The organism is Microbispora bryophytorum (assembly GCF_043197435.1).
Classification (GTDB): domain Bacteria; phylum Actinomycetota; class Actinomycetes; order Streptosporangiales; family Streptosporangiaceae; genus Microbispora; species Microbispora bryophytorum.
The window spans coordinates 595,039-620,599 of record NZ_JBICTF010000004.1 but is presented as its reverse complement, the minus strand read 5'-3'; the positions used below and the strand labels follow the sequence as shown (position 1 = coordinate 620,599).

At 71.2% G+C, this 25,561-nt stretch carries 22 protein-coding genes; 12 read left to right on the top strand and 10 right to left on the bottom strand.

Features of this window, described 5'->3' with window-relative positions; genetic code table 11:
• Window positions 1–34 precede the first annotated feature (34 nt).
• Window positions 35–1,282, top strand: coding sequence for a winged helix-turn-helix domain-containing protein (locus ACGFIB_RS16335; protein WP_393372387.1), 1,248 nt, complete (start codon window positions 35–37; stop codon window positions 1,280–1,282).
• Between the two features lie 8 nt (window positions 1,283–1,290).
• On the opposite strand, the gene ACGFIB_RS16330 is transcribed toward ACGFIB_RS16335, so the two are convergent.
• Entirely contained in the window at window positions 1,291–1,995 is a 705-nt protein-coding gene (locus ACGFIB_RS16330) for a response regulator (protein ID WP_229689545.1), read from the bottom strand.
• A gap of 266 nt (window positions 1,996–2,261) precedes the next feature.
• Window positions 2,262–2,573, bottom strand: coding sequence for a hypothetical protein (locus ACGFIB_RS16325; protein WP_393372384.1), 312 nt, complete (start codon window positions 2,571–2,573; stop codon window positions 2,262–2,264).
• 127 nt (window positions 2,574–2,700) lie between these two features.
• Between ACGFIB_RS16325 and ACGFIB_RS16320 the strand changes: the two genes are divergently transcribed.
• Window positions 2,701–4,296 (top strand): alpha/beta hydrolase, encoded by a 1,596-nt coding sequence (locus ACGFIB_RS16320; protein ID WP_393372381.1) that lies wholly within the window; start codon window positions 2,701–2,703, stop codon window positions 4,294–4,296.
• An 86-nt stretch (window positions 4,297–4,382) separates the two neighbouring features.
• A complete protein-coding gene (locus tag ACGFIB_RS16315) occupies window positions 4,383–4,766 on the top strand; it encodes a hypothetical protein (protein WP_357239323.1) in 384 nt (127 codons plus the stop codon).
• Window positions 4,767–4,841: 75 nt separating this feature from the next.
• Here the strand turns inward: ACGFIB_RS16315 and hpf are convergent, their stop codons facing one another.
• The 5 genes from hpf to mtrA form a co-directional block, all read right to left on the bottom strand.
• Window positions 4,842–5,507 carry a ribosome hibernation-promoting factor, HPF/YfiA family gene (gene hpf, locus ACGFIB_RS16310; protein ID WP_357239320.1) on the bottom strand — a complete coding sequence of 222 codons (666 nt, stop codon included), beginning with the start codon at window positions 5,505–5,507 and terminating at the stop codon, window positions 4,842–4,844.
• Between the two features lie 526 nt (window positions 5,508–6,033).
• Entirely contained in the window at window positions 6,034–6,756 is a 723-nt protein-coding gene (locus ACGFIB_RS16305) for a ComF family protein (protein ID WP_393372377.1), read from the bottom strand.
• A gap of 51 nt (window positions 6,757–6,807) precedes the next feature.
• A complete protein-coding gene (locus ACGFIB_RS16300) occupies window positions 6,808–8,586 on the bottom strand; it encodes an LpqB family beta-propeller domain-containing protein (protein WP_357239314.1) in 1,779 nt (592 codons plus the stop codon).
• Complete coding sequence (gene mtrB, locus ACGFIB_RS16295) at window positions 8,576–10,315, bottom strand: MtrAB system histidine kinase MtrB (protein ID WP_142569525.1); 1,740 nt, start codon at window positions 10,313–10,315, stop codon at window positions 8,576–8,578. Before mtrB ends, ACGFIB_RS16300 begins: the two co-directional genes overlap by 11 nt.
• A gap of 16 nt (window positions 10,316–10,331) precedes the next feature.
• Complete coding sequence (mtrA, locus tag ACGFIB_RS16290; RefSeq protein WP_030509347.1) at window positions 10,332–11,009, bottom strand: MtrAB system response regulator MtrA; 678 nt, start codon at window positions 11,007–11,009, stop codon at window positions 10,332–10,334.
• A 283-nt stretch (window positions 11,010–11,292) separates the two neighbouring features.
• Here mtrA and ACGFIB_RS16285 point away from each other — a divergent pair, with 283 nt between their 5' ends.
• From ACGFIB_RS16285 to ACGFIB_RS16265, 5 genes are read left to right on the top strand one after another with little or no spacing between them, the layout of a single operon-like run.
• Window positions 11,293–12,684 (top strand): glycerophosphoryl diester phosphodiesterase membrane domain-containing protein, encoded by a 1,392-nt coding sequence (locus ACGFIB_RS16285; RefSeq protein WP_393372372.1) that lies wholly within the window; start codon window positions 11,293–11,295, stop codon window positions 12,682–12,684.
• Window positions 12,681–13,319 (top strand): DUF4129 domain-containing protein, encoded by a 639-nt coding sequence (locus tag ACGFIB_RS16280; RefSeq protein WP_393372369.1) that lies wholly within the window; start codon window positions 12,681–12,683, stop codon window positions 13,317–13,319. The genes ACGFIB_RS16285 and ACGFIB_RS16280 overlap by 4 nt, the downstream gene beginning before the upstream one ends.
• Window positions 13,316–14,464: a DUF4350 domain-containing protein gene (locus tag ACGFIB_RS16275; protein WP_393372367.1), complete on the top strand. Its 1,149-nt coding sequence runs from the start codon at window positions 13,316–13,318 to the stop codon at window positions 14,462–14,464. The genes ACGFIB_RS16280 and ACGFIB_RS16275 overlap by 4 nt, the downstream gene beginning before the upstream one ends.
• Entirely contained in the window at window positions 14,461–15,426 is a 966-nt protein-coding gene (locus ACGFIB_RS16270; RefSeq protein WP_142569518.1) for an AAA family ATPase, read from the top strand. Before ACGFIB_RS16275 ends, ACGFIB_RS16270 begins: the two co-directional genes overlap by 4 nt.
• A gap of 7 nt (window positions 15,427–15,433) precedes the next feature.
• Window positions 15,434–16,759, top strand: a complete 1,326-nt coding sequence (locus ACGFIB_RS16265) for a DUF58 domain-containing protein (protein WP_393372364.1) — start codon at window positions 15,434–15,436, stop codon at window positions 16,757–16,759.
• A gap of 15 nt (window positions 16,760–16,774) precedes the next feature.
• Here ACGFIB_RS16265 and ACGFIB_RS16260 read toward each other — a convergent pair whose 3' ends face one another.
• Window positions 16,775–17,767 carry a stage II sporulation protein M gene (locus tag ACGFIB_RS16260; protein ID WP_393372361.1) on the bottom strand — a complete coding sequence of 331 codons (993 nt, stop codon included), beginning with the start codon at window positions 17,765–17,767 and terminating at the stop codon, window positions 16,775–16,777.
• A gap of 40 nt (window positions 17,768–17,807) precedes the next feature.
• Between ACGFIB_RS16260 and ACGFIB_RS16255 the strand changes: the two genes are divergently transcribed.
• From ACGFIB_RS16255 to ACGFIB_RS16245, 3 genes are all read left to right on the top strand, one after another.
• Window positions 17,808–18,704 (top strand): RDD family protein, encoded by an 897-nt coding sequence (locus tag ACGFIB_RS16255; protein ID WP_393372358.1) that lies wholly within the window; start codon window positions 17,808–17,810, stop codon window positions 18,702–18,704.
• A gap of 381 nt (window positions 18,705–19,085) precedes the next feature.
• Window positions 19,086–19,502 (top strand): nuclear transport factor 2 family protein, encoded by a 417-nt coding sequence (locus ACGFIB_RS16250; RefSeq protein WP_357239290.1) that lies wholly within the window; start codon window positions 19,086–19,088, stop codon window positions 19,500–19,502.
• A 148-nt stretch (window positions 19,503–19,650) separates the two neighbouring features.
• Window positions 19,651–22,266 (top strand): DUF222 domain-containing protein, encoded by a 2,616-nt coding sequence (locus ACGFIB_RS16245; protein ID WP_393372354.1) that lies wholly within the window; start codon window positions 19,651–19,653, stop codon window positions 22,264–22,266.
• Window positions 22,267–22,288: 22 nt separating this feature from the next.
• On the opposite strand, the gene ACGFIB_RS16240 is transcribed toward ACGFIB_RS16245, so the two are convergent.
• The gene (locus tag ACGFIB_RS16240; protein ID WP_373292476.1) at window positions 22,289–23,554 is read right to left on the bottom strand and encodes an adenosylhomocysteinase; all 1,266 of its coding nucleotides are present in this window, start codon (window positions 23,552–23,554) and stop codon (window positions 22,289–22,291) included.
• Between the two features lie 67 nt (window positions 23,555–23,621).
• Window positions 23,622–25,049: an adenosylhomocysteinase gene (ahcY, locus tag ACGFIB_RS16235; protein WP_357239284.1), complete on the bottom strand. Its 1,428-nt coding sequence runs from the start codon at window positions 25,047–25,049 to the stop codon at window positions 23,622–23,624.
• A 168-nt stretch (window positions 25,050–25,217) separates the two neighbouring features.
• Here ahcY and ACGFIB_RS16230 point away from each other — a divergent pair, with 168 nt between their 5' ends.
• Window positions 25,218–25,550 (top strand): MerR family transcriptional regulator, encoded by a 333-nt coding sequence (locus ACGFIB_RS16230; RefSeq protein ID WP_142569503.1) that lies wholly within the window; start codon window positions 25,218–25,220, stop codon window positions 25,548–25,550.
• Window positions 25,551–25,561 lie beyond the last annotated feature (11 nt).

The window sequence follows — 25,561 nt, the reverse complement described above, 5'->3', positions numbered from 1 at the left end:
GTTTTGTCGGTCACGGCGTCTAGCATCTACGGCTGTGACCGACCTCAGCGCCGGCCTGACCGCCGACCTCACCGCCGACGAGGCCCGCAGGATCATCCTCCGGGCGCAGGGCTTCCTCGGCGCCCCCGCCCGCGGCGGTGGCGTTCCCGCCATGCTGCGGCGTGTCGGCGCCGTCCAGCTCGACACCATCTCCGTCCTCGCCCGCTCCCACGAGCTCGTCGCGTACGCGCGCCTCGGGCCGGTCGGCCGCTCCGCGGTCGAGGGGGCCTACTGGGACGCCCCCGCCCGTGCCTTCGAGTACTGGTGCCACGCCGCCTGCGTCCTGCCCATCGAGCAGTGGCCGCTGTACGCCTTCCGCCGCCGCGCCTACCGCGAGCGGCGCTACCGCTGGCACGAGGTGCCGCCGGTGGTCGACAAGGTCCTGGAGCAGGTGCGCTCGGACGGCCCGCTCACCACGGCCGACATCGGCGGGGCCAAGAATGGAGGCCCGTGGTGGGACTGGTCGGACACCAAGATCGCGATCGAGTTCCTGCTCGACATCGGTGAGGTCGTCTGCACCCGCCGCGTCGGCTGGCGGCGCGTCTACGAGCTCGCCGAGCGCGCGGTCCCGGCGGACCTGCTCGCCCAGGACCTGTCCGACGACGAGTGCGTGACCCGGCTGACCACGATCGCCGGGCGGTCGCTCGGCGTGGCGACCAGGGCCGACCTGGTCGACTTCACCCGCGTCAAGGGCAGGCACGCCGCCATGCTCGACGAGGCGCTGCTGAGCGGCGCCGCCGGCCTCGTGCCCGTACGCGTGTCGGGCTGGCCCGCTCGGCGCGGGGCGCCGGGCCCGGAGACTCCGAACGCCTGGGCGGACCCCGGCGCGCTGGACAGCGAGCCGCGCGGGCGGCACCGCACGACGCCGCTGTCGCCGTTCGACTCGCTCGTATGGGAGCGGGCGCGGGCCGAGCGCGTGTTCGGCCTCAACCACCGCCTGGAGGCCTACGTCCCGAAGGACAAGCGGGTGCACGGCTACTTCGCGATGCCGGTGCTCGCGGGCGGGCGGATCATCGGCAGGGTCGACCCGGCCCGCGAGGGCGCCACGCTGGTCGCCCGGCAGGTCGGTTTCGAGCCGGGCGGCGGCCGGGCCAGGGCCGTGGAGGCGATGAGCGACGCCCTGTGGGAGGCCGCGAGCTGGGTCGGCTGCACCGACGTGCGGGTGGAGCGGGTCGGCGCACCGGACCTGGAGGCCCCGCTGCGCGCCGCGGTGGCCCGCGGCCCTCGCCGCCCGACCAGGTGATCAAGTGATCAGGTGATCTCCAGCAGCCGCTCGCGCACGGCGTAGACCACGGCCTCCATGCGGGAGTGGAGCTGGAGCTTCTCCAGGATGTTGCGGACGTGGTTCTTCACCGTGTTCTCGGAGATGAACAGGTCCTTGGCGATCTCGCGGTTGTTCATGCCCTTCGCGACGAGGCGCAGGACCTCCATCTCCCGCTCGGTCAGGCGGGGGACCGGGAGCTGGGGGGGCCGCTCGGCCTCCTTGCGGCTCATGTTCGCGAACTCGCTGATGAGCTTGGCCGCCATGGCGGGGTTGATGAGCGACTGGCCCTCGTGGACGCCGCGCACCGCGTCGGGCACCTCGTCGATCTGGACGTCCTTGAGCAGGTAACCGGTCGCACCGGCCTTGATCGCCTCGAAGAGGTCCTCCTCCTCGTCGCTGACGGTGAGCATGATGATCCGGGTGCTCGGCACCGACTCCTTGATCTTCCGAGTCGCTCCGATCCCGTCCAGCTTCGGCATGCGGACGTCCATCAGGACCACGTCCGGCATCAGCCGGTCCGCGAGCTCGACGGCCTCCCGGCCGTCGCTCGCCTCGCCTACCACCTCGATGTCCGCCTCCGCGGCCAGCGCGAGCTCCAGGCTGCGGCGGATCAGTGCGTGATCGTCGACGATCAGCACACGGATCGGCTCGCTTCGACCGGCTGCTCGGGCGGCCTCGTCGGGTCGGGTCACGGAACCTCCTTGCGGGGGCCAAGGACGCTGTCGCTCCGCCCGGCGAACCGTGGCGGTTAGCGCGCTGATCGCCATCATGACACGGTTCCGGAACCGGTGCGGATCTTCATTGAGGCGTTACTACCCCCGGCACCAGGACATACCTGGGCGAACGACACCTGATTCGGACGCGCCCTTCATCCTCACGATAGGTGCCCGCACCCCCCCGTTCACGCGCTCCGCTTCGATGCCGCAGGCCTGTGCCCAGCCTCGTACGGCCCGGCCCGTCACAGGACGCCGTACCGGGAGAGCACGTCCGAGACAACGGGACCCACCGGGCTCATCTGACGGAGGACCCGTCTCAGCAGATCCTCCGGAGACGGCGGCTGCGGGATCCCCGGCGTGAGCGTTCTGGGGACGGCCGCCGCCGCACCCCTGAGGAGCACGGCCCGTTCTCGCAGGCTGCCGCTGACCGTCCCGGTGCCGCGCCCCATCGCCCCCAGCTCGGCCTGAACCCGGTCCCGATGCGGGCCCTTCCAGTGCATCCGGTCCATCAGGGCGCTGACCGGCTGAAGCACTTCCTCAATCGCCTCGGCCAAGTCCTCATGTTCATGCGCCAACCGGCTCAAATCATCATGCAGAGACATCCCCGTTATTCCATCCGATCGAGTCGGGCGGTGTGAGAATACTTCCACATTGTGTAAAGACGGGCTAGGTTCTATTCCCGTGGAGCCGGAACGGGTGGTCGACGCCGACGATCTGGAACGACTGGCCAAGCTACTCACCGACAAACGACAACTGGCGGAGCAGTACTACGCACGGGCATGCCGGCTTGTGGGGCAGGCCCAGGCCACCCCCCTGGCGGCCATGCTGCGGTGGGCCAGGGATACCGCCACAGAACTGGGCAACCGAGCCGCAATCGTCCGCGCCGCGGAAAAGGGTGGAGACCCATTCGGCGCGTTGTCGGCATTCGGCCTCAGCACCGCGCTCGGCACAGTTTCCGGCGAGGATAGAACACGGCTCACAAAAGACTTAAAATCAGTCATCGCTCGCGGTGCGACAGCCCGTCCGGAACAACGCACAGCGGCGATCCGGAAATTCTTCGAAAAACTGACCGCGGCCGAACGAGCCTCGCTCGCCATCGAACAGCCCGACGTTGTCGGGCGACTGGACGGCGCTCCGGCCACAGTGCGCTACGCCGCCAACCGGCTCCTGATCGAGCGCGCCGTCGCTCATGAACAGAAGGACCTGGCCGCGTTGAAGGCCACCGACCCCAAAAATCCCCAGGCGACACTCCTGGAGAAGCGGGTGGCCCGCATGACGGAATTCCTCCAGCCGCGGGTGACCGGCGACGGCCGGTCCGTCCCGCGCCAGTTCCTGCTGTTCGATCCGGCTGGCGACGGCCGCGTCGCGGAGGTCTTCGGCGACCTCGCCACGGCCAAACACGTCGCCGTCATGGTGCCGGGCATCACCAACCGGCTCGACAACTACGACAGCATCGCGAACGATGCGGTGGCTCTCTTGAAGGATCGCGCCTCTGGTAGGGAACTTCCGGAGAGCGCCGTAATCACCTGGCTCGGATATGACACACCCGAGTTCGGCGACTCGGTGCTGCCCGCCAAGGCCGAAGCAGGGGCTCCAGCTCTTCATTCGTTCCGCGCGGGGCTGGAGGCGGCCAGGGGGGCGAAGTTCGCGCTGTTCGCCCATAGCTACGGCACGCTGCTGTCCAGCAAGGCTCTCCAGGAGGGGACCCCGTTCGACTCGGTCGTGTTCATGGGGAGCCCCGGACTCGGCCCCACCATCAAGAGCGCGGCCGATCTCAAGCTGGGGTCCGGCACCCAGGTGTTCGCCATGCGTGCCCCGGGCGACTGGGTCTCCTACACGGAAGCACACGGCAGGGATCCCGCGGAGATGGCCGGCATCCGACGACTGGCCACCGGCCGGTCGTCCGGCCACTCCGAGTACTACACACCGAAGAACGCGGGCTTGGACAATCTACAGACCATCCTCACCGGCGACGGGTGTGTACAGACCTTCATGGGGTCGCCAAAGCTGGATGACGAGCAGTTCGGCGCCGCCAACGTGCGGGTCCTGGTCAAGGAACTCCAGAGCAGGGTGCCGCAATGGAAGGTGGGCGAACTCGCCACGGCCTTCGAACCGATCATCACAGGGGTGATGAACGGCAGCACCGACCTACCCACGCTCACGGCCCTGACAACGAAGACGCTCGCCGACTCCGGCCTCGGCGGCTACTTCGCCCCGCAGGACGTCGCACAGATCGTCGGCAGATCCCTCACGGAAGCCGGACTCGACCAGAGATGACCTTTCCGCTCAGGCTTCGCCTCCTTGCCGCAGTGTTGACCTCGTCTGCGTTCGTGAGCGCCTGCACAAGTGAACCGGAGATGAAAATGACCCCTGAGAAGTCTCGGCAGGTCTTCATCGCCGAGGCCAAGGCCATCATCCAGGCAGTCTTCCCTGACGCCGACCCTCTCGTCGTCGTACAGGTGAAGGACTCACCCTGCGGTGGGCCAGTCGGCACCGAACACACCAGCGTCAAAAGCGCCATCAATGTCCACAGCGACGCAGCCGACAAGCACCTCAATCCGGACGATGTGTTCCAAAAAGTCCTCACGGTGCTGCGGCAACGCGGCTGGACCGTCAACTACAGCCGTACTCGCGTAGCCGGCGCCGAACGCGCAGGTGTGGGCGGCATCAGCGCCGGAGTGGGAGAGTCACCCGTCGGAATCAATATCTTCGGTGACACGGAATGTGTGAAGAACCCCGACGAGTAACCTGACCTCAGAAATCATACGAGCGTGGGCCGGGCCCCGCTGGGCGAGGTCCGGCCCACGCTCGTGGGCGAGGTGCTAGCTCTCCACGAGCCTGAGGACTCCGTAGTCGTAGCCGCGGCGCCGGTAGACGACGCTCGGCTGGCCCCCTTCCTTGTCGCGGAAGAGGTAGAAGTCGTGACCCACGAGCTCCATTTCCAGGAGCGCCTGGTCGATCGTGATGGGGTCGGACTTGTGGAACTTCTCGCGTACGATCAGCGGTCCTTCGCCGTCCATCTCGATGGGCACGAAGGGGTCGGAACTCTCGATCCGCCCCCCGGCGCTCTCCGCCGGGATCTCCGCGACCGGCTCCGGCTCTTCCCGGACGGTCTCGACCACCCCCTGCGCGCTTTCGGCCACCGCGGTGAGCTCCGCCGTCGAGGGAGGGCAGTTCTTGCCGTGATGGATCTTGCGGCGGTCGGCGAGTCGCCTCAGCCGCTCCTCCAGCTTGCCGATGGCGATGTCCAGCGCCGAGAACCGGTCGTCCGCGCAGGCCTCCGCGCGGATGGCGGGGCCCCGTGAATGGATCGTCAGCTCCACCCGTTCACGTTGCCCGCTCTGCCGATGGTTGGGTTCCTTCGAGACCTCTACGTCGATCTGGATGAGCTTGTTGTTGAGCTTCTGGATCCTGGCCAGCTTGGACGTCACTTGATCGCGGAACCGGTCACCCACAGTGGTGTGCCGTCCCTTGACGATGATTTCCACGCAAAGCCCCCCTTCGCACATCGACGGTCGCGCACGCGCTCCTGGGCACCCGTCCGGCCGACCTGGTCTTCGTCCCCACATCCGCCTGCTGAGGGGTTCGCGGCTCACTCGCCACTACTGCCCTTCTCCTCTTACGGGGGACATCTGGACCCCCGGGAGGGCAGGACTTACCTCTAAGCCGCACCGTGATCGGTCGACCAAGAGTCGCCTTACGTGGGCCGTTTCGCCTGCGGCTGGCATCGGCTAGCCAGGCCGGACCCCACGAGGGGGTCGGCCCGGCGCAACCACGGACCCGGACGGGTGCCATGCCTGAACGCTAGTCGCTACCGTCTCGAATGTCAGCCAGGAGATCGGCTAAACGATCACTTTGCGTGATACGGGTTGCCGTCTGGCCGTCGGAAAATTCGTGGTCATGTTCTGGGAATCCCCGCAACCACGACGCCCACACCTGCATTGAGCTGGCAAGTCGCCGCGAAATCGGCGTGCGGTCGCCCCTCGGCGGCACGCCCTGCCCTTACCAAAGTCTTTACTGTCCGTGATAATCTCCAATCCGACATCTCCGGCGTGTCGCAGCGATGGTCACCGCCGCGGACGGCTCCGCGCCCGCGGCGCGCAGCGCCCTGGCCGCCTCCGCCAGCGTCGTCCCCGTCGTGACGATGTCGTCCACCAGGACCACGGCGACACCCCCCGGACCGCGGCCACAGGGCCGTGGCCGCGCCACCCGCCCCGGCACGGTCTCAAACGCCCCGGACAGGTTGACGGCCCGCTCCGCCGATCCCAGCCCCGCCTGGTCGGCCACGCGGCGGCCCTGCCGCAGCAGGGGTGCGAGGACGGCGGGCCGGCCTCGCCTGCACAGCTCGCGGGCCGCCGCCGCGGCGACGGCCCGGACGGGGTCGTGCCCCCGGCGGCGGGAGGCGGCCCGTGCGCTCGGAACCGGCACCAGCCACACCTCGCGGCGGTCTTCCCCACCCGCCGCCCACGCGGCCACGCATGCGCTCACGGCGGCCGCCAGGACCGGCACCAGAGCCGTTCTGCCGCGTTCCTTGCAGGCGAGGATCATCCGGCGGGCCGCGCCGTCGTAGGCGGTGGCCGACCAGCAGTCCGGCAGGCCCGGAGGCGGCGGGTCCGGCGGCCGGGGAGCCGGCTCCCGCAGCAACTCGGCCCTGCAGGACGGGCAGGCCGGGGCGCCCGGGGCGCCACAGCCGGCGCAGCGGGGCGGGAGGATCAGATCGAGCAGGGCGGGAGGCACGCCCTCAGCATGCCGTCCGTCACCGACAGTTCACTGCGCCCTCCGGCGGGCTCAGCCGAGGGGATAGACGGGGTTGCTGGAGCCGTCGTCGGCGCGCGGGGTCCAGGCGTGCTTGTCCGCGCTGTAGGCGAGCACCTGGCCCTCGTCGGCCGCCGCGAGGACGTGGTCGGGGACCGCGGCGATCGACTTGATCTTCGAGTCGAGCTTGATGGGGCCGTCGTTGGGGACGACCCCCTCCATCACCGACCAGGTGGCGAGCTCCTGGCCGCTGCTGCCTTCGGACAGCACGAGCAGATCGGCGGCGTCCTGCCAGGCGATGTCCTTGATCTTGCGCGCGTCGCGCGGCTCGATGAGCGTCCGCACGGACTCGATCCGCGTCTGCTGGCCGTTGCGGACGATCGTGCCGATCTTCACGGAGGTGCCGAGGCCGTCATCGATGATCACGGCGACCCTGGCCCCGTCACGGGCGACCCGCAGCTCCAGGATCCGCCCGTACGACAGCTCGTCGTCGATCTCCACACGGCGGGCCCGGCCGTTCTCGGCCGTCCAGATCCGGCTCTCGTGCGGGTTCACCCTCTCGGCCGACCAGACGGCCCCGTAGCGGTCCCAGGAGGGCGGGCTCATGTCCCCGCCCGCGATCCACCGCTGCCACTGGCTGCCGGGGGCCATCGGGGCCGCGTAGACGCCGTCGCCGTTGACCAGCGCGGCCACGAGAGGCGGGAAGTCGTCGGTGTTGGAGACGGCCGGCTGGGAGAACTTCGCGGCCTGCTCGCCGGCCGCGCCCGGCACCGGGGTGCCGTCACCCTTCTCCTTGAACTGCAGCAGCCTGCCGCCCTGCATGTAGTAGGCCTGCAGGGAGCCGGTCAGCACGTTCGGGTCGTAGCGGGCGTAGTCGGCGGGCCGGAACCGCATCCCGGAGTCGCCGTTCATGCGGATCTCGACGGTCCGGCCGGTGACCAGTTCACCGAGCGTCCACACGAGCTGGGCCTTGAGCGCGTCGAGGCGGTTGGTGGGCACCGTCTCCAGTTCCGAGGAGAAGTCGACCACGACCGTGTCCCCCTCGACGCTGATCCGGTTGAGCTCGGTGCCCGGCGGGAACGCGCTGCTCACCGCGTTCCTGATGGACGAGGTCGGCCCGGCGAGCAGGCGGCGGACCAGCGTCTCGGGCACGCCCCTGCCGGGTTCGATCGGCACCCACACCCGGTCGGCCACGAGGCCGATCTCCCCGGTGGCGGGCGGGTAGTACAGGTCGACCTTCCGGTAGGCACGCCACAGGTCGTCGTACGACAGCAGGCGGGCGTCGGGCGGCACGTCGATCCGCCACTCGCCGTTCTGCTTGACCAGCGTGAACGGCTCGACGAGGTTGCCCGCGGCCGGGGTCGACCTGCCCTCCGCGTCGATCGTGGCGACCGCCGCGCCCTTCAGCGTCACCGTCGTCCGCGTGGCCTTCTGAAGATCCTGGGCGCGGTCCGACTCGATCTTGCCCTCGTAGATGCGGGTCTGCCGCCACGGGTTCCAGTGCTTGGCCGCGCCAGGGGTGAGGTATTCCCGGGCGACGGCGAGCTCGGGGTCGTCGAAGGCCGCCATCGCGGCCTGGAAGCCCTTCACGATGTCCTCGGGCGGGGCGCCCTTCTTGGGCGGGGTCGCGATGAGCCGCACGTACGGCTGGCTGAGCGTGTCCTTGCCGTGGTCCTCCTGGGCGGCGCGGGGGCTGCCGCTCGTGGGCACCGTGGCGCACCCGGCCCCGCCGGAGACCAGGACGAGCGCCGCACCCGCGGCGGCGGTGAGACGGCGGGCACCGAGCCGCTCACTCCGCCGCTCACTCCGCATCGAAGGCCCCCGCATCCACGTTCTCGCGCGCCCTCGGCGCCGCCTCCACCGGCGCCGGGGTCAGGACCGGCGTGGCGTGGCCGCGCCAGGTGCGCCGCATCTCGACCTCCGGCGGCACGAGCGGCAGCGGCGACCCGCGCAGCGGAGACCCCGCCGCGCGCGGCAGCGACAGGCGGAACTGGCTGCCCTCCCCCGGCGCGCCCCACGCCTGGAGCCAGCCGCCGTGCAGCATGGCGTCCTCCCGCGAGATCGCCAGGCCGAGCCCGGTGCCGCCGATGGTCCGGGCGCGCGAGGGGTCGGCGCGCCAGAAGCGGTCGAACACCATCGTCTCCTCGCCCGCCTTGAGGCCGACCCCGTGGTCGCGTACGGCCACGGCCACCGCGTCGCGGTCTGCGCCGAGCGTGACGACGATGTCCTTGCCCTCGCCGTGCTCGATGGCGTTGAAGAGCAGGTTGCGCAGGATCCGCTCGACCCTGCGGCTGTCCACCTCGGCCATGCACGGCTCGTTGGGCAGGCGCAGCTCGAAGCGGGTGGCCTGCCGCTCGGCGAGCGTCTCGGAGTCGCCCACCGCCCGCATCACCACGTCGCGCATGTCGACGGGGTCGAGGTCGAGGGTGGCCGCCCCCGCGTCGTAGCGGCTGATCTCCAGCAGGTCGGCCAGCATCGACTCGAAGCGTTCGAGCTGGTTCTGCATGAGCTCGGCGGCCCGCGCGGAGGAGGCGTCGAAGTCCTCACGGCCCTCGTAGAGCAGGTCGGCGGCCATGCGGACGGTCGTCAGCGGCGTGCGCAGCTCGTGCGAGACGTCGGAGACGAACTGCCGCTGCACCTGGGAGAGCTCCTCCAGCTGATGGATCTTCACGGCGAGGTTGGACGCCATCTCGTTGAACGAGGTCGCCAGCCGGGCGAGGTCGTCCTCCCCGCGCACCTTGAGCCGCTCCTCCAGCCGGCCGGCGGCGAGCCGTTCCGCCGCCTGGCGCGCGAGCCGTACGGGGGTGACCACCTGCCGGGTGACCAGCGAGGCGACGCCGGCGAGCAGCAGCACGAGCGCGGCTCCCGCGCCGAAGACCATCTGCTGGACCGTGAGCAGCGTCTTCTCCTCCTCACCGAGGGGGAAGACGTGGTAGATCTCGTAGGTGCCGTTCACCCGGCCGCCGACCACCCAGGCGCTCTCGGGCTGCTTGGCGCCGATGTACCGGATCTTCACGGTCTGGTCCCAGAGCGACTGCTCCTCGCTGCTCTGGACCTTCTCGCGCAGCAGGGCCGGGATGCTCGACCAGTCGATCTGCCCGGACGCCCGGCCCTCGCCGACCGAGCCCTCGTTGAGGATGACGACGTCGTAGCGTCCACCGGAGCGGTCGGTCAGCGCCCTGGCCGCCGCGTCGACGGGGTTCATGGTCTGCCCCTGGGCGGTGGCGTCCTGCGTGATGTCGGTCGAGTCCGCGGGCTGCGTGAGATAGCCGCTCGCGGTCGCGATGTTCGCCCGCGACTCCTCGACCGCCGACACCTCGGTGCTGGTCAGCACCGAGGCGACGATCGACTGCATCAGGAAGACGCCGAGGACGACCACCACGGCCATCGACAGCACCAGCGTGCTGGTGACGACGCGGAGCTGGAGCGAGCGCCGCCAGACGTGCCGCAGCCGGCCCGCGAGGCGGCGCGCGCGCCTGCGGACCCCGCGGGCGATCTGGCCCGGGGTCCGGCGACGGCGTTTCCTCGCGGGGACCGGCATGACGCTGACGTCCGGCTTACGCCGGGCCGGCCTTGTAGCCCACGCCCCGGACGGTGACGACGATCTCCGGGTGCTCGGGGTCCTTCTCGATCTTCGCCCGCAGGCGCTGGACGTGCACGTTCACCAGGCGGGTGTCCGCAGCGTGCCGGTAACCCCAGACCTGCTCCAGCAGCACCTCACGGGTGAAGACCTGGCGGGGCTTGCGGGCCAGCGCGACCAGCAGGTCGAACTCCAGCGGCGTGAGGTTGATGGTCTCCTCGCCGCGCTTGACCGAGTGACCGGCCACATCGATGGTGATGTCGCCGATCTGCAGGATCTCGGGCGTGGGCTCGTCGGTGCGGCGCAGGCGGGCGCGCACGCGGGCGACGAGCTCCTTAGGCTTGAACGGCTTGACGATGTAGTCGTCCGCACCGGACTCCAGGCCCAGCACCACGTCGATGGTGTCGCTCTTGGCAGTGAGCATCACGATCGGGACCCCGGACTCGGCACGGATGCGACGGCAGACGTCGATGCCGTCGGCGCCGGGAAGCATCAGGTCGAGCAGGACGAGGTCCGGCCTGGTGTCCCTGAAGGCGTCGAGCGCCTTGTCTCCATCGGACACGAACGACGGCTCAAAGCCCTCCCCGCGCAAGACGATGCCGAGCATCTCGGCGAGAGCGGCGTCGTCGTCGACGACCAGCACGCGTCCTTTCATGGCCCCTCATTCGTACGCGTTTGGGAGATTTGGGCGTTTGTCACAGTTTCCCCCGCAGGCTACCGTGGCCACCGCTTTGGTGTTACACGACCACGACAGAGGTTGGAGTTTAGGCGCAGCAGACGAAGCGCGCGATTATCTGACCAGATGCGGTCACACCGCCGGGAATCCCGTGGTGCGGTCACGTTCCAAGTGTGCGCCCGCACCCCCCGTTTCGGCCATCCCTTCCGAGCCCTCCAGTATGGCCGCGCGGCGCGCGCGTACATCATGCCAGGATTGGGACATGACAGACGGCCCCGGCTCCACCCCCGACATGCCCTCCGGCTGGGCGGCCGAGCAACCTCCCCCGTACGGCGGGGCCGCCGGGGCATCCGGACCCTCCTGGGCCTCCCCCGGCGCCGGCGCGCCGCAGGGCGCGAACCCGTCCGCGCCACACCCGTCCGCGCCGCATCCGGCCTCCCCTTATCCGGGCACGCCGCATTCGGCCGCGCCGTACGCGCCCTATGCGGGCGGGCAGTACGGGTACCGGGCGCCGGACGCGCCGCGGCCGGGCATCATCCCGCTGCGCCCCTTGACACTCGGCGACATCCTCGACGGCACGATCAAGCTGATCCGTTCGAACCCCAGGGCCACGCTCGGCCTGTCGGCGATCGTGGCGGCCGTGACCGGAATCCCGGCCGCGATCGGGCAGGCCATCTCGTTAGGCTCGCTCGGCGATCTCATTGCCGACCCGTACTCCGCCGACACGGTGAACGTGCCGATCGCCGGCCTGGCCGCGCAGTACATCGGCGCGATCCTCAGCTACGTCATGACGTTCGTCGGCACCACCGTCCTCACGGGCGTCCTGACCCGAGTGCTGGGCCGCGCGGTGTTCGGCGGGCGCATCACGGTGGGCGAGGCGTGGCGGCTGGCGCGGTCGCGGGTGCTCGCGCTGTTCGGGCTGGTGCTGCTGCAGGCGCTCATCCTCCTGCTGCCGCTGCTGGCGCTCGCCGCCGTGTTCGTGGTGCTGGCCGCGGCCGGCGCGTTCGACTCCATGGGGGCCGCCACCGCCGGGATCGGGGCCCTCTTCGGCCTGCTGTTCCTCCTGGCCTACATCTCCTATCTGCTGTTCTTCTACACGCGCCTGTCGCTGTCGGCCCCCGCCGTCGTGCTGGAGGGCCGCGGGGTCACCGACGCGATGAGCCGGTCGTGGCGGCTGGTGAAGGGCGACAGCTGGCGGGTGCTCGGCATTCTGCTGCTCACCGCCATACTCGCGGCCATCATCAGCAACGTGCTGGCGATCCCGTTCACGTTCGGCGGCTCGCTCCTCGGCATGCTGAACAGCGGCACCACCGCCGGGACGGTGATCGCGGCGCTCCTCCTGGCGGTCGGCCAGGTCATCGCCTCCATGATCACCTACCCCTTCCAGGCGGGCGTGACCGGGCTGCTGTACGCCGACCGGCGGATGCGGGCCGAGGCGTTCGACCTCGTGCTGCAGACGGCGGCGGCGCAGAACCAGTCGCAGGGCTGGATCCACGCCGGGGTCGACGACCTGTGGCACCCGAGCTACGCCGCCGGGACGGGGGCGGCCTCCGGGCCGCAGTCCGGGCCGTATCAGGGGGCTCCGCCGTATGGGCCGTACGGAGCGTCCGGCCCGTCCGGACCGCCGTACGGGCCATACGGGCCTCAGGCGTGACGACCGTGCGGGCGGCGGCGCTGCTCGCCTCGCCGCTCGACGTCGGCCGCGACCAGGCCGCCCGGGAGGCCGCGCGGGAGCTGTCCCGGGCGGGCTACCAGCACGAGCCGTTGTTCGACCGGCTACAGCGGGAGATCTCCCAGTTCCTCGGCGACATCATGAGCGGCGGCGGGACGGGCGGAGGCGGCGTGAGGTCGATCGTCGTGATCGCCGTCGTCCTCGCCGTCCTGGCCGTGCTGCTCTTATGGGCGCTGCGCCGCTTCTCCGGCGGCCGGCGTACGGACAGCGGCGCCGTGTTCGGGCAGCATGAGCGGACGGCCGCCGAGCATCGCGCCGAGGCCGAGCGCCTGGCGGCCGAGGGCGGCTGGGCCGGGGCCATCCAGGAGCGGCTGCGCGCGATCGCCCGCGACCTGGAGGAACGCGCGATCGTCACCCCGATGCCGGGCCGCACCGCCGTGGAGCTCGCCGAGGTCGCCGGGCAGGCGCTGCCACCCCACGCGGCGGACCTGCGCGCGGCGGCACGCCTGTTCGACGACGTGACCTACGGCGGGGCGGGCGGCACCAGAGAGGGCTACCTGACGCTCACCGCCCTGGACGAGCGCCTGCGGTCGGCCCGCACGGGCGCGGCCGCATGACCGCCACGACGGCGGGGCGCGTGCGGCAGGCGGCCCAGGTCACGTTGCTGGTGGTGCTCGTGCTGGTCACGGCGGTGCTGCCCCTGCTGCTGACGGGGGAACAGTCCGGCGGCCGCACCCTCGATCCCGCCGACACCTCGCTGAACGGCAGCGGCGCACTCGCCCGGCTGCTGGAGGCGCACGGGGTGGAGGTGGTCCGGGTCGAGACGCCCGGCGCGGCGGTGGCCGCCGCCGGGCCGCAGACCCTGCTGCTGGTCACCGAGGCGAGCTTCCTGAACCGCGACGCCGCCCGCCGCATCGCCGAGGCCCCCGGCGACCGGCTCGTGGCCGGCGCCGTGCCGCACCTCGACGTGCTCGCCCCCGGCGTACGCAGGCAGGGCCCCGTGCGCGCCCGGTCACGGGCTCCGCAGTGCGCGCTGCGGGAGGCGGTGCGGGCAGGCGACGCCTACACCGGCGGAACGTCCTTCACCGGGCCGCCGGGGGCCACGGGCTGCTATCCGGCCGACGACGGGCACGCCCTGGTCCGCTACACCGCCGACGGGCACACGGTGACCGTGCTGGGCGACGCGTCGTTCATGACCAACCTGCGCCTCGCGGAGGACGGCAACGCGGCGCTCGCGCTGAACCTGGCCGGGGCGCGGCCGAAACTCGTCTGGCTCGCCGAGCCCGACGATCCGGACGAGGCGGGCGACCCCGGCGCAGGGGCGGACGGGCAGGTCCGCTCGCTCGGCGACCTCATCCCCGGCGGCGTGAGGTGGGCGGTCGTCCAGCTCATCGTCGCGGTGACCCTGGCCGCCCTGTGGCGCGGGCGCAGACTCGGGCCCGTCGTGATCGAACGCCTGCCCGTGGTCGTGCGGGCCGCGGAGACCGTGGAGGGGCGCGGACGCCTGTACCGGTCCCGCCGGGCCAGGGACCGGGCCGCCCTCGCGTTGCGGGCCGCCGCGACCGACCGGCTCGCCCCCCGCCTCGGGCTGCCCCGCACCGCGACCGCGGAGGAGGTGGCCGTCGCCGCGGCCGCGCGCACCGGCCGCGACCCGGCACCGGTGCTGGCGCTGCTGTGCGGCCCGCCGCCCGGGGACGACACCGCTCTGGTGATCCTCGCCGCCCACCTGGACACACTCGAAAGGCAGGTACGAGATTCGTGACCACACCTGAATCGGACGCGGACGCCGCCCGCGAGGCGCTCGCCGCGCTGCGGGCGGAGGTGGCCAAGGCGGTCGTGGGCCAGGACCCGGTTGTCACCGGCCTGGTCATCGCGCTGCTGTGCCGGGGTCACGTGCTGCTCGAAGGCGTGCCCGGCGTCGCCAAGACCCTGCTCGTACGCACGCTGTCGGCCGCGCTCACGCTGGACTTCAAGCGGGTGCAGTTCACCCCCGACCTGATGCCGGGCGACATCACCGGGTCGCTGGTCTACGACGCGAGGACGGCGGAGTTCGAGTTCCGCGAGGGGCCGGTCTTCACCAACCTGCTGCTCGCGGACGAGATCAACCGCACACCGCCGAAGACCCAGGCCGCCCTGCTTGAGGCCATGGAGGAGCGGCAGGTCAGCGTCGAGGGCACGGCCCGCGCGCTGCCGGATCCCTTCATCGTCGTGGCGACGCAGAACCCCGTCGAGTACGAGGGCACCTACCAGCTGCCCGAGGCGCAGCTCGATCGGTTCCTGCTCAAGCTGACCGTGCCGCTGCCGCCGCGCGAGCAGGAGATCGCCGTCCTCGAACGGCACGCGCTCGGCTTCGACCCCCGCGACCTGACGGAGATCAAGCCCGTGGCGTCGGCGGCCGGCCTCGCGGCGGGACGCCGGGCGGTCGCGCAGGTCCACGCGAGTGCCGAGGTGCTCGGCTACATCGTGGACGTCGCACGGGCCACCCGGCAGTCGCCTTCGCTCCAGCTCGGCGTCTCGCCCCGCGGGGCGACCGCGCTGCTGGCCGCCGCGCGGGCGTGGGCGTGGCTGTCGGGGCGGTCGTACGTGACGCCGGACGACGTGAAGGCCCTGGCCCGGCCCGCCCTGCGCCACCGCGTGGGACTGCGCCCGGAGGCCGAGCTGGAGGGCGCCACCCCCGACGGCATCCTGGAGGGCATCCTGGCCACCGTCCCCGTTCCCCGGTGAGGGCGGCGTGGCGCTGACCGGACGCGCGGGACTGCTCGCCGCCCTCGCCGCGATCGTCGTGCTCCTCGCCCCCGAGCCCGGCCTGGTCGTGCTGGCCGCGGCGCTCGTGCTCGTCGCGCTCGTGGCGGCCGACCTGCTGCTCGCGGGCGCCGTGCGCGGGCTGCGCTTCCAGCGCGACGGCGAACGGCGGGTGCGCCTCGGGCAGTCGGCGGCGATCGGCCTCGTCGTGGACAACCCGGGCCCGCGGCGGATCCGGGGCGTGCTGCGCGACGCCTGGCAGCCCTCGGCCGGGGCCGCTGCGCGCCGGATGACGCTCGACGTGCCGGCCCGCGAGCGGCGGCGCCTGGTCACGACGCTGACGCCCACCCGCAGGGGCGACCGGGAGGCCGTCGCCGTGACGGTCCGTTCGGTCGGGCCGTTGGGCCTGGCGGCGCGGCAGCGGACGTTCCACGTGCCGTGGACCGTCAGGGTGCTGCCGCCGTTCCTCAGCCGGCGGCATCTGCCGGCGCGGCTGGCCCGGCTGCGCGAGCTCGACGGACGGCATCCGGCGCTGGTGCGCGGCCAGGGCACCGAATTCGACTCGCTGCGTGAGTACGTCGTGGGCGACGACGTCCGCTCGATCGACTGGCGGGCGAGCGCCCGGCGCAGCGACGTCGTCGTGCGCACCTGGCGACCCGAGCGCGACCGCCGTGTGCTCATCGTGCTCGACACCGGCCGCACCTCGGCGGGCCGGGTCGGGGAGGCGCCCGTGCCCGGCTCCGGCCCTTCCGGCTGGCCACGGCTGGACTGGTCGATGGACGCCGCGCTGCTGCTGGCCGCGCTCGCCGCGCGGGCCGGCGACCGCGTCGACTTCCTCGCCTACGACCGGACCGTACGGGCCCAGGTGTCCGGCGCGTCGCGCACGGAGCTGCTGTCGTCGCTGGTGGACGCGATGGCGCCGATCGAGGCGGAGCTGGTCGAGGCCGACGCGGCCGGGATGGTGGCGGCCGTGCTGTCCCGGGCCAGGCGGCGCTGCCTGGTGGTGCTGCTGACCGACCTGAACGCCACGGCGATGGAGGAGGGGCTGCTGCCCGTGCTGCCCAGCCTGTCGTCCCGGCACATGGTGGTGGTGGCCTCGGTCGCCGATCCTCGCGTGGCCGGAATGGCGGCCGGGCGCGGCACCCCCGAATCCGTCTACGACGCCGCGGCGGCCGAACGGCTGCGCGGCGAGCGACGCGAGATCACCGCGGTGCTACGCCGCCACGGCGTGGAGGTCGTGGACGCCCTGCCCGAGGACGTCGCCCCGGCACTCGCGGACGCGTACCTCGCTTTGAAGGCCACCGGCCGGCTCTGATCAGGCTGTGGGGGCTCAAGCTGTGGGGGCAAGGTCGGGAGCGTGCTCGATGTCTCCCGTCTCGTTCGCGCGTTCCGCCCGGCGGCCGAAGAAGATCACGTACGCGAGGAAGAGCGCCTCCGCGAGCGCGCCGATCGAGATGCGCGCCCAGGTCGGCAGGCCCGACGGGGTAACCCCCGCCTCGATGAGCCCGGAGACGAGCAGCACCACGACCAGGCCGAGCGCGACGCTCATCACGGCCCTGCCCTGCTCGGCCAGCGCCTCCGCGCGCCGCCTCGGGCCGGGGTCGATCGCGGTCCAGCCCAGCCGAAGCCCGGCGGCAGCCGCCAGGAAGACCGCGGTCAGCTCCAGCATGCCGTGCGGCAGGATCAGGCCCCAGAACACGTCCGCCTTGCCGTGCGCGTGCATCAGGCCGCCCATGAGCCCCACGTTGGCCGCGTTCTGGAACAGGATCCAGGGGATGGGCAGGCCGAGCAGGATCGCCGAGACCACGACCTGCATGGACAGCCAGGCGTTGTTCAGCCACACGTGGCCGGCGAACGACACCGCCGGGTTCTCCGAGTAGTAGTCGGCGAAATCGTGCTCGACGATCTGCCGGATCTCCTCCGGTGTGCCGACGAGGCTCTGCACGGCCGGATCGCGCGCCACCCACGCGCCCACGACGTACGCGACCGCGAGCGAGGCTACCGTGACACCGATCCACCACCGGCGCGCCCGGTAGGCCACCACGGGGAACGACACCGTGAAGAACCGGGCGACCTCTCTCCAAGCGGGGCTGTGGGCGCCCGTGACGGCCGAGCGCGCTCTCGCCACCAGCGACGACAGGCGTCCGACGAGAAGGGCGTCGGACGACGCCGACCGCACGATGGACAGGTGGGTCGCCGCCCGCTGATAGAGCTCGACCAGCTCGTCGACCTCCGCGCCGCGCAGCCTGCGCTGCCGCCGTACGAGGTCGTCCAGCCGGTCCCAGGACGGCTTGCTCGCGGCGACGAACGCATCGATGTCCACGGATCGGACCTTATCGGCGGGGGGCAGTAGGGTGCGCAGTGTGTCCGAAGTCGTGACCGGCGAAGCGGTCGTCGTAGAGGTTCGCGTCGCACAGCTTCCCAGCCGCGCCCTGGCCTTCCTCATCGACTGGGCCGTGCAGTGGGCCGTGATCATCCTGGCCGTCGTGCTGGTCTCGCAGGCATCCCTGGTGACCGACGAGTCGCTGGCCACCGGCCTGCTCATCCTGTTCGTCGTGCTGGTCACGGTGGGTTATCCGGTCGCGTTCGAGACGATCAGCAGGGGCCGCTCGCTGGGTAAGCTCGCACTCGGCCTGCGCGTGGTGAGCGACGACGGCGGGCCGGTGCGCTTCCGGCAGGCGTTGTTCCGCGGGCTCGCCGGGTTCCTGGAGTTCTGGACGTTCCTCGGCGCTCCCGCGCTCATCACGTCGCTCCTCAACCAGCGCGGCAAGCGCCTGGGGGACGTGTTCGCCGGGACGACCGTCATCGGGGAGCGTTCGCCACGCCAGGCCCCGCCGCCGGAGATGCCTCCGGCGCTCGCGTCGTGGGCCGCGACGCTGCAGCTGTCCGGACTGTCCGACGACCTGGCCAACACCGCCCGGCAGTATCTGTCCCGGTGGCACGAGCTCAGCCCGCAGACGCGCGACGAGATGGGGCTGCGCGTGGCCGGCCAGATCAGCGCGCGGGTGGCGCCGCCGCCCCCGCCCGGTGTTCCGCCGCACGCTTATCTGGCCGCCGTGCTGGCCGAGCGCAGGCGCCGTGAGGAGATGCGGCTCGCCCGGGCTCGTTCCACGCCCCCGCCGTACGGCCCGCAAGGGTACGGCGTGCAGGGACAAGGCGTACCGGCGGCGCCGCCGCGGGAGGCAGGTCCGCCGCGGGAGGCAGGTCCGCCGCGTGGAGACGGCCCGACGACATCGGGAGGATTTGTTCCACCCATTTAGGTGTAGACCCCGATTTGCAGGGCACCTGTGGTCCTTGCAGGTCATGGGGCATACCTGCAGTGGGGTTGAGGCGGGCATCGCCGGTGCGTTGAGGGAGAGGTCGCACCGGAGGTGCCCGCCTCCGTGCTGTGTGGCCGATGCCTGCCGTACTCACGGCACGAGCCCTGACTCCGCCTGCATGGGCCACGGATGTGAGCCGGATGCGACACGGATGCGATCGCCGAACAAGCCGCCGGGATCCGGCGGGTGCGCGAGACGCACGGGACTGGGTCTCCCCCGCCCTTCACCTCCCTGCCCTTCACCTCCCTGCCCTTCATCTCGCCGGTCGCGTTACCTCACCGGTAATCGACGCATCGCGCCCGAGCCGACAAGAGTTGCGGCATGAGTAGTGACACTTATGACGTCGTGCAGGAGTTGCTGCGCCGGATGGCGGAAGGCGATCACGACCGTACGGCGGAGCTTTTCGCCGAGCCCGTCGACTGGCGGCTCTCCTGGCCTGCCGAGGGGCACTCGGCGGTTCCCTGGATCCGGCCCCGGTCCAGCCGGGCCGAGGTGGCGGACCACTTCCGGTCGCTGGAGGCCCACCATGTGCCCGAGCTCAACGGCACATCGGTGACGCGGATCCTGGTCGACGGGACGCACGCCGTCGTGCTCGGAGAGATCGCACAGACGGTCCGGGCCGGAGGCACCGCCTACACCTCACCTTTCGCGCTGCACCTCAGCGTCGAAGAGGGACTCATCACCCGTTATCACATTTATGAGGACAGCCTTACTGTCACGCGAGCCCTCAGCACTTAGGCCGGGACTTACAACGCATAGTTGGCGAAAAGTCCCGCCTTTCCTGTGGCTCCAGGAAATCGTCTACCGAGCTTGCCTCTCATTCCCAGAGCATGACACGATTGATACAAGTTTTCGAATTCGTGGCTGACTCTTAGCTGGGGGTGTGATGGATAAGTCCATGTTCGATCCTGATCACCATCGGCGTTCGAACAGCACTGATGACGGCTGGTGGGATCAGCTGACAGCCCGTTCGCCATTGTGGGCATCCGACGGTTCGCTCGCCCGCGACGACTGCCGTCCTGAATATTTCCCGATCGCTAACGATCAAGCCCAATGCACCGAAAGGGCGCATAGCGATTGTGGGGCGACTGGCGCCGGCGCCGAAACGGGAGCCGATGGTTCCGGAGCCCCGGATGCTGCTACTGGTGCTTCTCGGGGCCGGTCGTCGTGGGTGCTCGTGAGTTCGCTGCGTGAGTCGGCGCAGGCGTTGGCGCTGGCGGCGTTGCCGGGCGATGCGGATGTCTGTCTTGCTGAGGCTGAGGATTTGCTGTTCGCGCGGGATCGGATCACGTGCGCGTTGGCGGATCGGGTGGGGCGGGTGCATCGGGCGGGGCAGGCCAAGCAGCATGGGCATGCCTCCACCCGTAGTTGGTTGCGCACCGCTGCCGGGATGGGCGTGGCCGGGGCGGGCCGTCTGCTGACCTTGGCGGTGGAGTTGGCGCGTCTGCCGAGGGTGCGGGAGAAGTTCGCCGCCGGGGTGTTGTCGGCGGGGGTGGTGGAGGCGATCTGTACGGCCACCGCGCGGTTGAGCGATGAGCACGCGGGGCTGGCCGAGCCGATTTTGCTGGAGTTGGCGGGTAAGGCGGGGCCGGCGGAGGTGGCCAAAGCGGGGCGGTATCTGCGGGCGGTGCTGGACCCTGATGGTGAGGAGCGGGACGAGCGGGCCGATTACGGGCGGCGGTTTCTGCGGGTCCGCCCGACCGCGGGTGGGGGCTTGGAGGGGGAGTTTTATCTGCCGCGTGAGGCGGCGGCGCGGTTGCGGGCGCTGCTGGATGCTTATGCCAAGCCGCGTGCGGAGGGCGATGACCGGCCGCTGCGGGTCCGCCAGGCGGATGCGTTCATCGCGTTGATGGAGCAGAAGATCGTCGCTGAGCTTCTGGTCCTGGTCAACGCCGAATCCCTGCCCACCGACCCCGAACCCGACCACCCCGAAGACCCCGCCCCCGGCCCCGGCCCCGACCACCCCGAAGACGCCGAAGACGCCCAGAGTGCCAAGGACAGCGAGAACGGCGAGAACGGCGAGAACTCTGAGGACCCGCAGGGTGCCGAGGACACCGAGAACGCCGAGGACGGCCGGGACGCCCAGGGTGCGACCAGTACCGAGGACGCGCAGGGCGGCGAGTGCGCTGAGGACGGCCGGGACGCTCAGGCTGCCGAGGGCGCGGCCAGTGCCGGGGATGGCTGCGACAGTGAGGACACCGGCGCCTTCGGCGGCAGCGGAAGCGTTGACGGGCCCTGCCAGGTGGAAGACAGCGATGCCGAAGGTTGCGACCCCAGTGCCGCCGCCCCCGCCGCCTCCGGCAACCTCAGCGACGCGGACCCCTGTGACATGGGCGACGACGTGGGCCTGACCGGTGCCGCGCCCGCTCAGGGTGAGGGCCGCTACCGGCCACGTGACCCCGACACTGCCGAGGCCGAGACAGCAGCCGCTCCGGCAGCCGATGCTGATGCCGAGACAGCGGCCGGTCGGGCGGCCGATGCGGGGGCAGCCACCGACGCCGCCGCCGGGAGCACCGACCTTGACCTTGCGTCTGCCGAGGGCGACGACACCGCACCGCCCAGGGGCGCAGACCGAGACCACGCGGCGGCCCACGCTGAAACAAACCCCGAGCCCGCAGCAGCACGGCCTGCCTACGGCGGTGGCACGCCTCCACACGTAGCGCCACCACATGTGGCGCGTCCCCGCGCGGCGCACTCCCGCGCGGAGGAATGGTCGGACCCTCCTCCCGAGGACGCCGCTGCGCATCACACCCACGCCGGGCACCAGCCTGCGGGGGACTGCCGGCATGCGCAGGGCGCGCCCGAAGGCCACGGCGACGTGCACCATGAGCAGTCGGGAGCAGGGACGGCGCGAGGTGCGGCACCGGGAGCGCCGAGACCGGAGCCGGGGAGTCCATCGGAGCCAGAGCCCGGGACACCGTCGAGCGAGCCTGGGCCGAGGACGCCGCCGGGCAAGCCACTGGATGCAGCGCTGGGGAGGCCAGCGGGGACGCCATCGGGAACAGCGTCAGGGACGCTGCCGGGGGCAGCGCCGGGCGAGCCGGGGCCGAGGGCAGCGCTGGGGGCGGTGCCGGGAGCTTTGCTGGGCACCGCGCCGGGGTTGTTGCTGGCGACCGGGCAGATGCTGCCCCTCACCAGTGTGCATCGCCTGGCCCGCACCAGCAGCCTGGTGCGGCTGGTGATGGACGCCGAGGGGCAGGTGCTGGACATGGGCCGCAAGGTCCGCCTGGCCACCCCCGCCCAACGACGGGCCGTCTACGCCCGCTACGCCACCTGCTGGATCGACGGCTGCCCCCTGCCCGCCACCATGTGCCAGATCGACCACGCCGACAACTGGAGCACCGGCGGCCTCACCGACCTGAAACTCCTCGGCCCCGCCTGCCAGTTCCACAACCGCGACCGCTACCAACACCCCGACCGCTACACCCGCCACAAAACCGGCACCGACCGCTGGGCCTTCACCTACCACCGCCAGATGGGAGCCCGGCGACTGCGGGTGTGAGGGAACGGCCGGGCCGGGGAGGTCAGGACCCGAGGCGCCAGGAGTGGAGATACTCCTCCTGCTCGCCGGTCAGCGCGTCGATCGAGATCCCGGCGGCGGCGAGCTTCAGGCGGGCCACCTCGGCGTCGATGTCGGCCGGGACGTCGTACACGCCGGGATCCATCCGGACCGACTCCCTGACCAGCCATGCGACGGCGAGGGCCTGGGCGGAGAACGACATGTCCATCACCGCGGCCGGATGGCCCTCGGCGGCGGTCAGGTTGACCAGGCGCCCCTCGGCGAGCAGCAGCAGCCTGCGGCCGTCCTCCAGGACGTACTCGTCGGTGCTGGGCCGGATCCCGAAGCGCACCTCGCGCGCCATCTCCTCCAGCGCCCGTACGTCGATCTCGACGTCGAAGTGGCCCGCGTTCGCGAGGATCGCGCCGTCCTTCATCAGGGCCAGATGCTCGGCGCGGATGACGTCTCGGTTGCCGGTGACGGTCACGAACACGTCGCCGGTCTCGGCGGCCAGGCTCATCGGCCGTACGTCGTAGCCCTGCAGCGCGGCGTCCAGGGCCTTGACCGGGTCGATCTCGGTGACGATGACCCGCGCGCCGAGGCCCTTGGCCCGCTCAGCGACGCCCCGGCCGCAGAAGCCGAAGCCCGCGACGACCACGGTGCGGCCCGCCAGCAGGACGTTGGTGGCCCGCATGATGCCGTCGAGGGTCGACTGGCCGGTGCCGTAACGGTTGTCGAACATCCGCTTGGTCCGGGTGTCGTTCACCGCGACCATCGGGAAGCGCAGCGCGCTCTCCGAGGCCATCTGGCGCAGCCGGATGATCCCGGTCGTGGTCTCCTCGCAGCCACCGATGACGCCGTCGAGGAGCTCGACCCGCTCGGTGTGCAGGGTGTTGACGAGGTCGCATCCGTCGTCGAGCACGACATTCGGCGCGATGTCGAGCGCCTGGTGGATATGCCGGTAGTAGGTCGCCTTGTCCACCCCGGCGCGGGCGTGCACGACGATGCCGTACGTTCTCAGCGCCGCGGCGACGTCGTCCTGGGTGGACAGGGGGTTGGACGCGGCCAGGGCGATCTGGGCGCCGCCCTCCCGGAGCGCCCCGAGGAGCACCGCCGTTTCGGCGGTCACGTGCAAGCAGGCGGCGATGCGCAGGCCGTCGAACGGCCGGTCGGCACCGAAACCGGCGCCGATCGCCTGGAGGACCGGCATCGACCGGGCCGCCCACTCGATGCGCCGCTCTCCGGCCTCCGCGAAGCCCGCCGCGACGTCCGCCGCGTTGTCCGGCTGAATCACGCCGTCTGCCTCCTGACGGGGGGCGCGGGCCGGGCCCACGCCCCCGTCGTCGTGCGAGTGACCGTCAGTAGCGGTAGTGGTCCGGCTTGTACGGGCCCTCGACGTCGACGCCGATGTACTCCGCCTGCTTCTTGCTCAGCGTGGTCAGCTTCACACCGAGCGCGTCGAGGTGGAGGCGGGCGACCTTCTCGTCGAGGTGCTTGGGCAGCACGTACACGCCGATCGGGTACTCGTCGGTCTTGGTGAACAGCTCGAGCTGGGCGATCACCTGGTTGGTGAACGAGTTGGACATCACGAACGACGGGTGGCCGGTCGCGCAGCCCAGGTTCATCAGGCGGCCTTCGGCGAGCACGAGGATCGAGTGCCCGTCGGGGAAGACCCACTCGTCGACCTGCGGCTTGATGTTGTTCTTCACGATGCCCGGGATGCGGCCCAGACCGGCCATGTCGATCTCGTTGTCGAAGTGGCCGATGTTGGAGACGATCGCCTGGTGCTTCATCTGCGCCATGTGCTCGGCGGTGATGATGCCGAAGTTGCCGGTCGTGGTGACGAAGATGTCGGCGATGCCGACGACATCCTCCAGGGTGGTGACCTGGAAGCCGTCCATGGCGGCCTGGAGCGCGCAGATCGGGTCGATCTCGGTGACGATGACCCGGGCGCCCTGACCGCGCAGCGCGTCGGCGCAGCCCTTGCCCACGTCGCCGTAGCCGCAGACCACGGCGACCTTGCCGCCGATCAGCACGTCGGTGGCGCGGTTGAGACCGTCGATGACCGAGTGGCGGCAGCCGTACTTGTTGTCGAACTTCGACTTGGTCACCGAGTCGTTGACGTTGATCGCCGGGAAGAGGAGCGTGCCGGACTTGTGCATCTCGTAGAGACGGTGCACGCCGGTCGTGGTCTCCTCGGTGACGCCCTTGATGCCCTCGGCCACGCTGGTCCACCAGTTGTCCTCAGAGACCGTACGGCGGAGCGTGTCGAGGATGACCGCCCACTCCTCGGGGTCGTCCTCACCGGCCACCGGCACGGCGCCGGCCTTCTCGAACTCCACACCCTTGTGCACGAGCAGCGTGGCGTCGCCGCCGTCGTCCAGGATCATGTTGGGGCCGGAGCCGTCGGGCCAGCGGAGGGCCTGCTCGGTGCACCACCAGTACTCCTCCAGCGTCTCGCCCTTCCAGGCGAAGACCGGGACACCGGAGGGGTTGTCGACCGTGCCGTCCGGGCCGACGACGACCGCGGCGGCGGCGTGGTCCTGGGTGGAGAAGATGTTGCAGCTCACCCAGCGGACGTCGGCGCCGAGCGCGACCAGCGTCTCGATCAGCACGGCGGTCTGGATCGTCATGTGCAGCGAGCCCATGATCTTCGCGCCGCGCAGCGGCTGCGCCGCGGCGTACTCCTTGCGGGTCGCCATGAGGCCCGGCATCTCGTGCTCCGCCAGGCGGATCTCTTTGCGGCCGAATTCCGCAAGCGTAAGGTCGGCGACCTTGAAGTCCATGAGTGTCTCCTCCGTTGTCCGTCGGTGCGAGTTTAGGCGGCGCGGACGCAGGAACGCATGCGCAGGCCCGCAAACCTGACACAAGATTGTGAGATTCCCTCGCCCACGGGTGCAGGAGGGCCGCTGGAGTGTCTAGCGTGGACCCCAGGAACGGGGACCGGAGGCACGATGCGCATCACCGAGGCGGCCAGGCGGCTCGGCATGTCCCCCCGGATGTTGCGCTACCGGGAGGCTCTCGGCCTGCTGCCTCCCGTACGGGACAAGGGCGCCCACCGGCGCTTCGGGCCCGACGAGCTGGAGGCGGTGCGCCAGGCGACGGAGCTGGAGCGGCGGTTCGACGTCTCGCCGGCCGAACTGGCCTTCGCGCTCCGGGCGCTGTCCGAGCCCGCGGTGGCCCAGGCCGTACGCGATCTCGGCGTGCGGATCGGGCGCATCCAGGCGCCGCGCCGGGCGCTGGACTTCGAGAAGGAGAAGGCCCTGCGGCTGCTGCGGCACCGGTGAGCCAGGCGCTC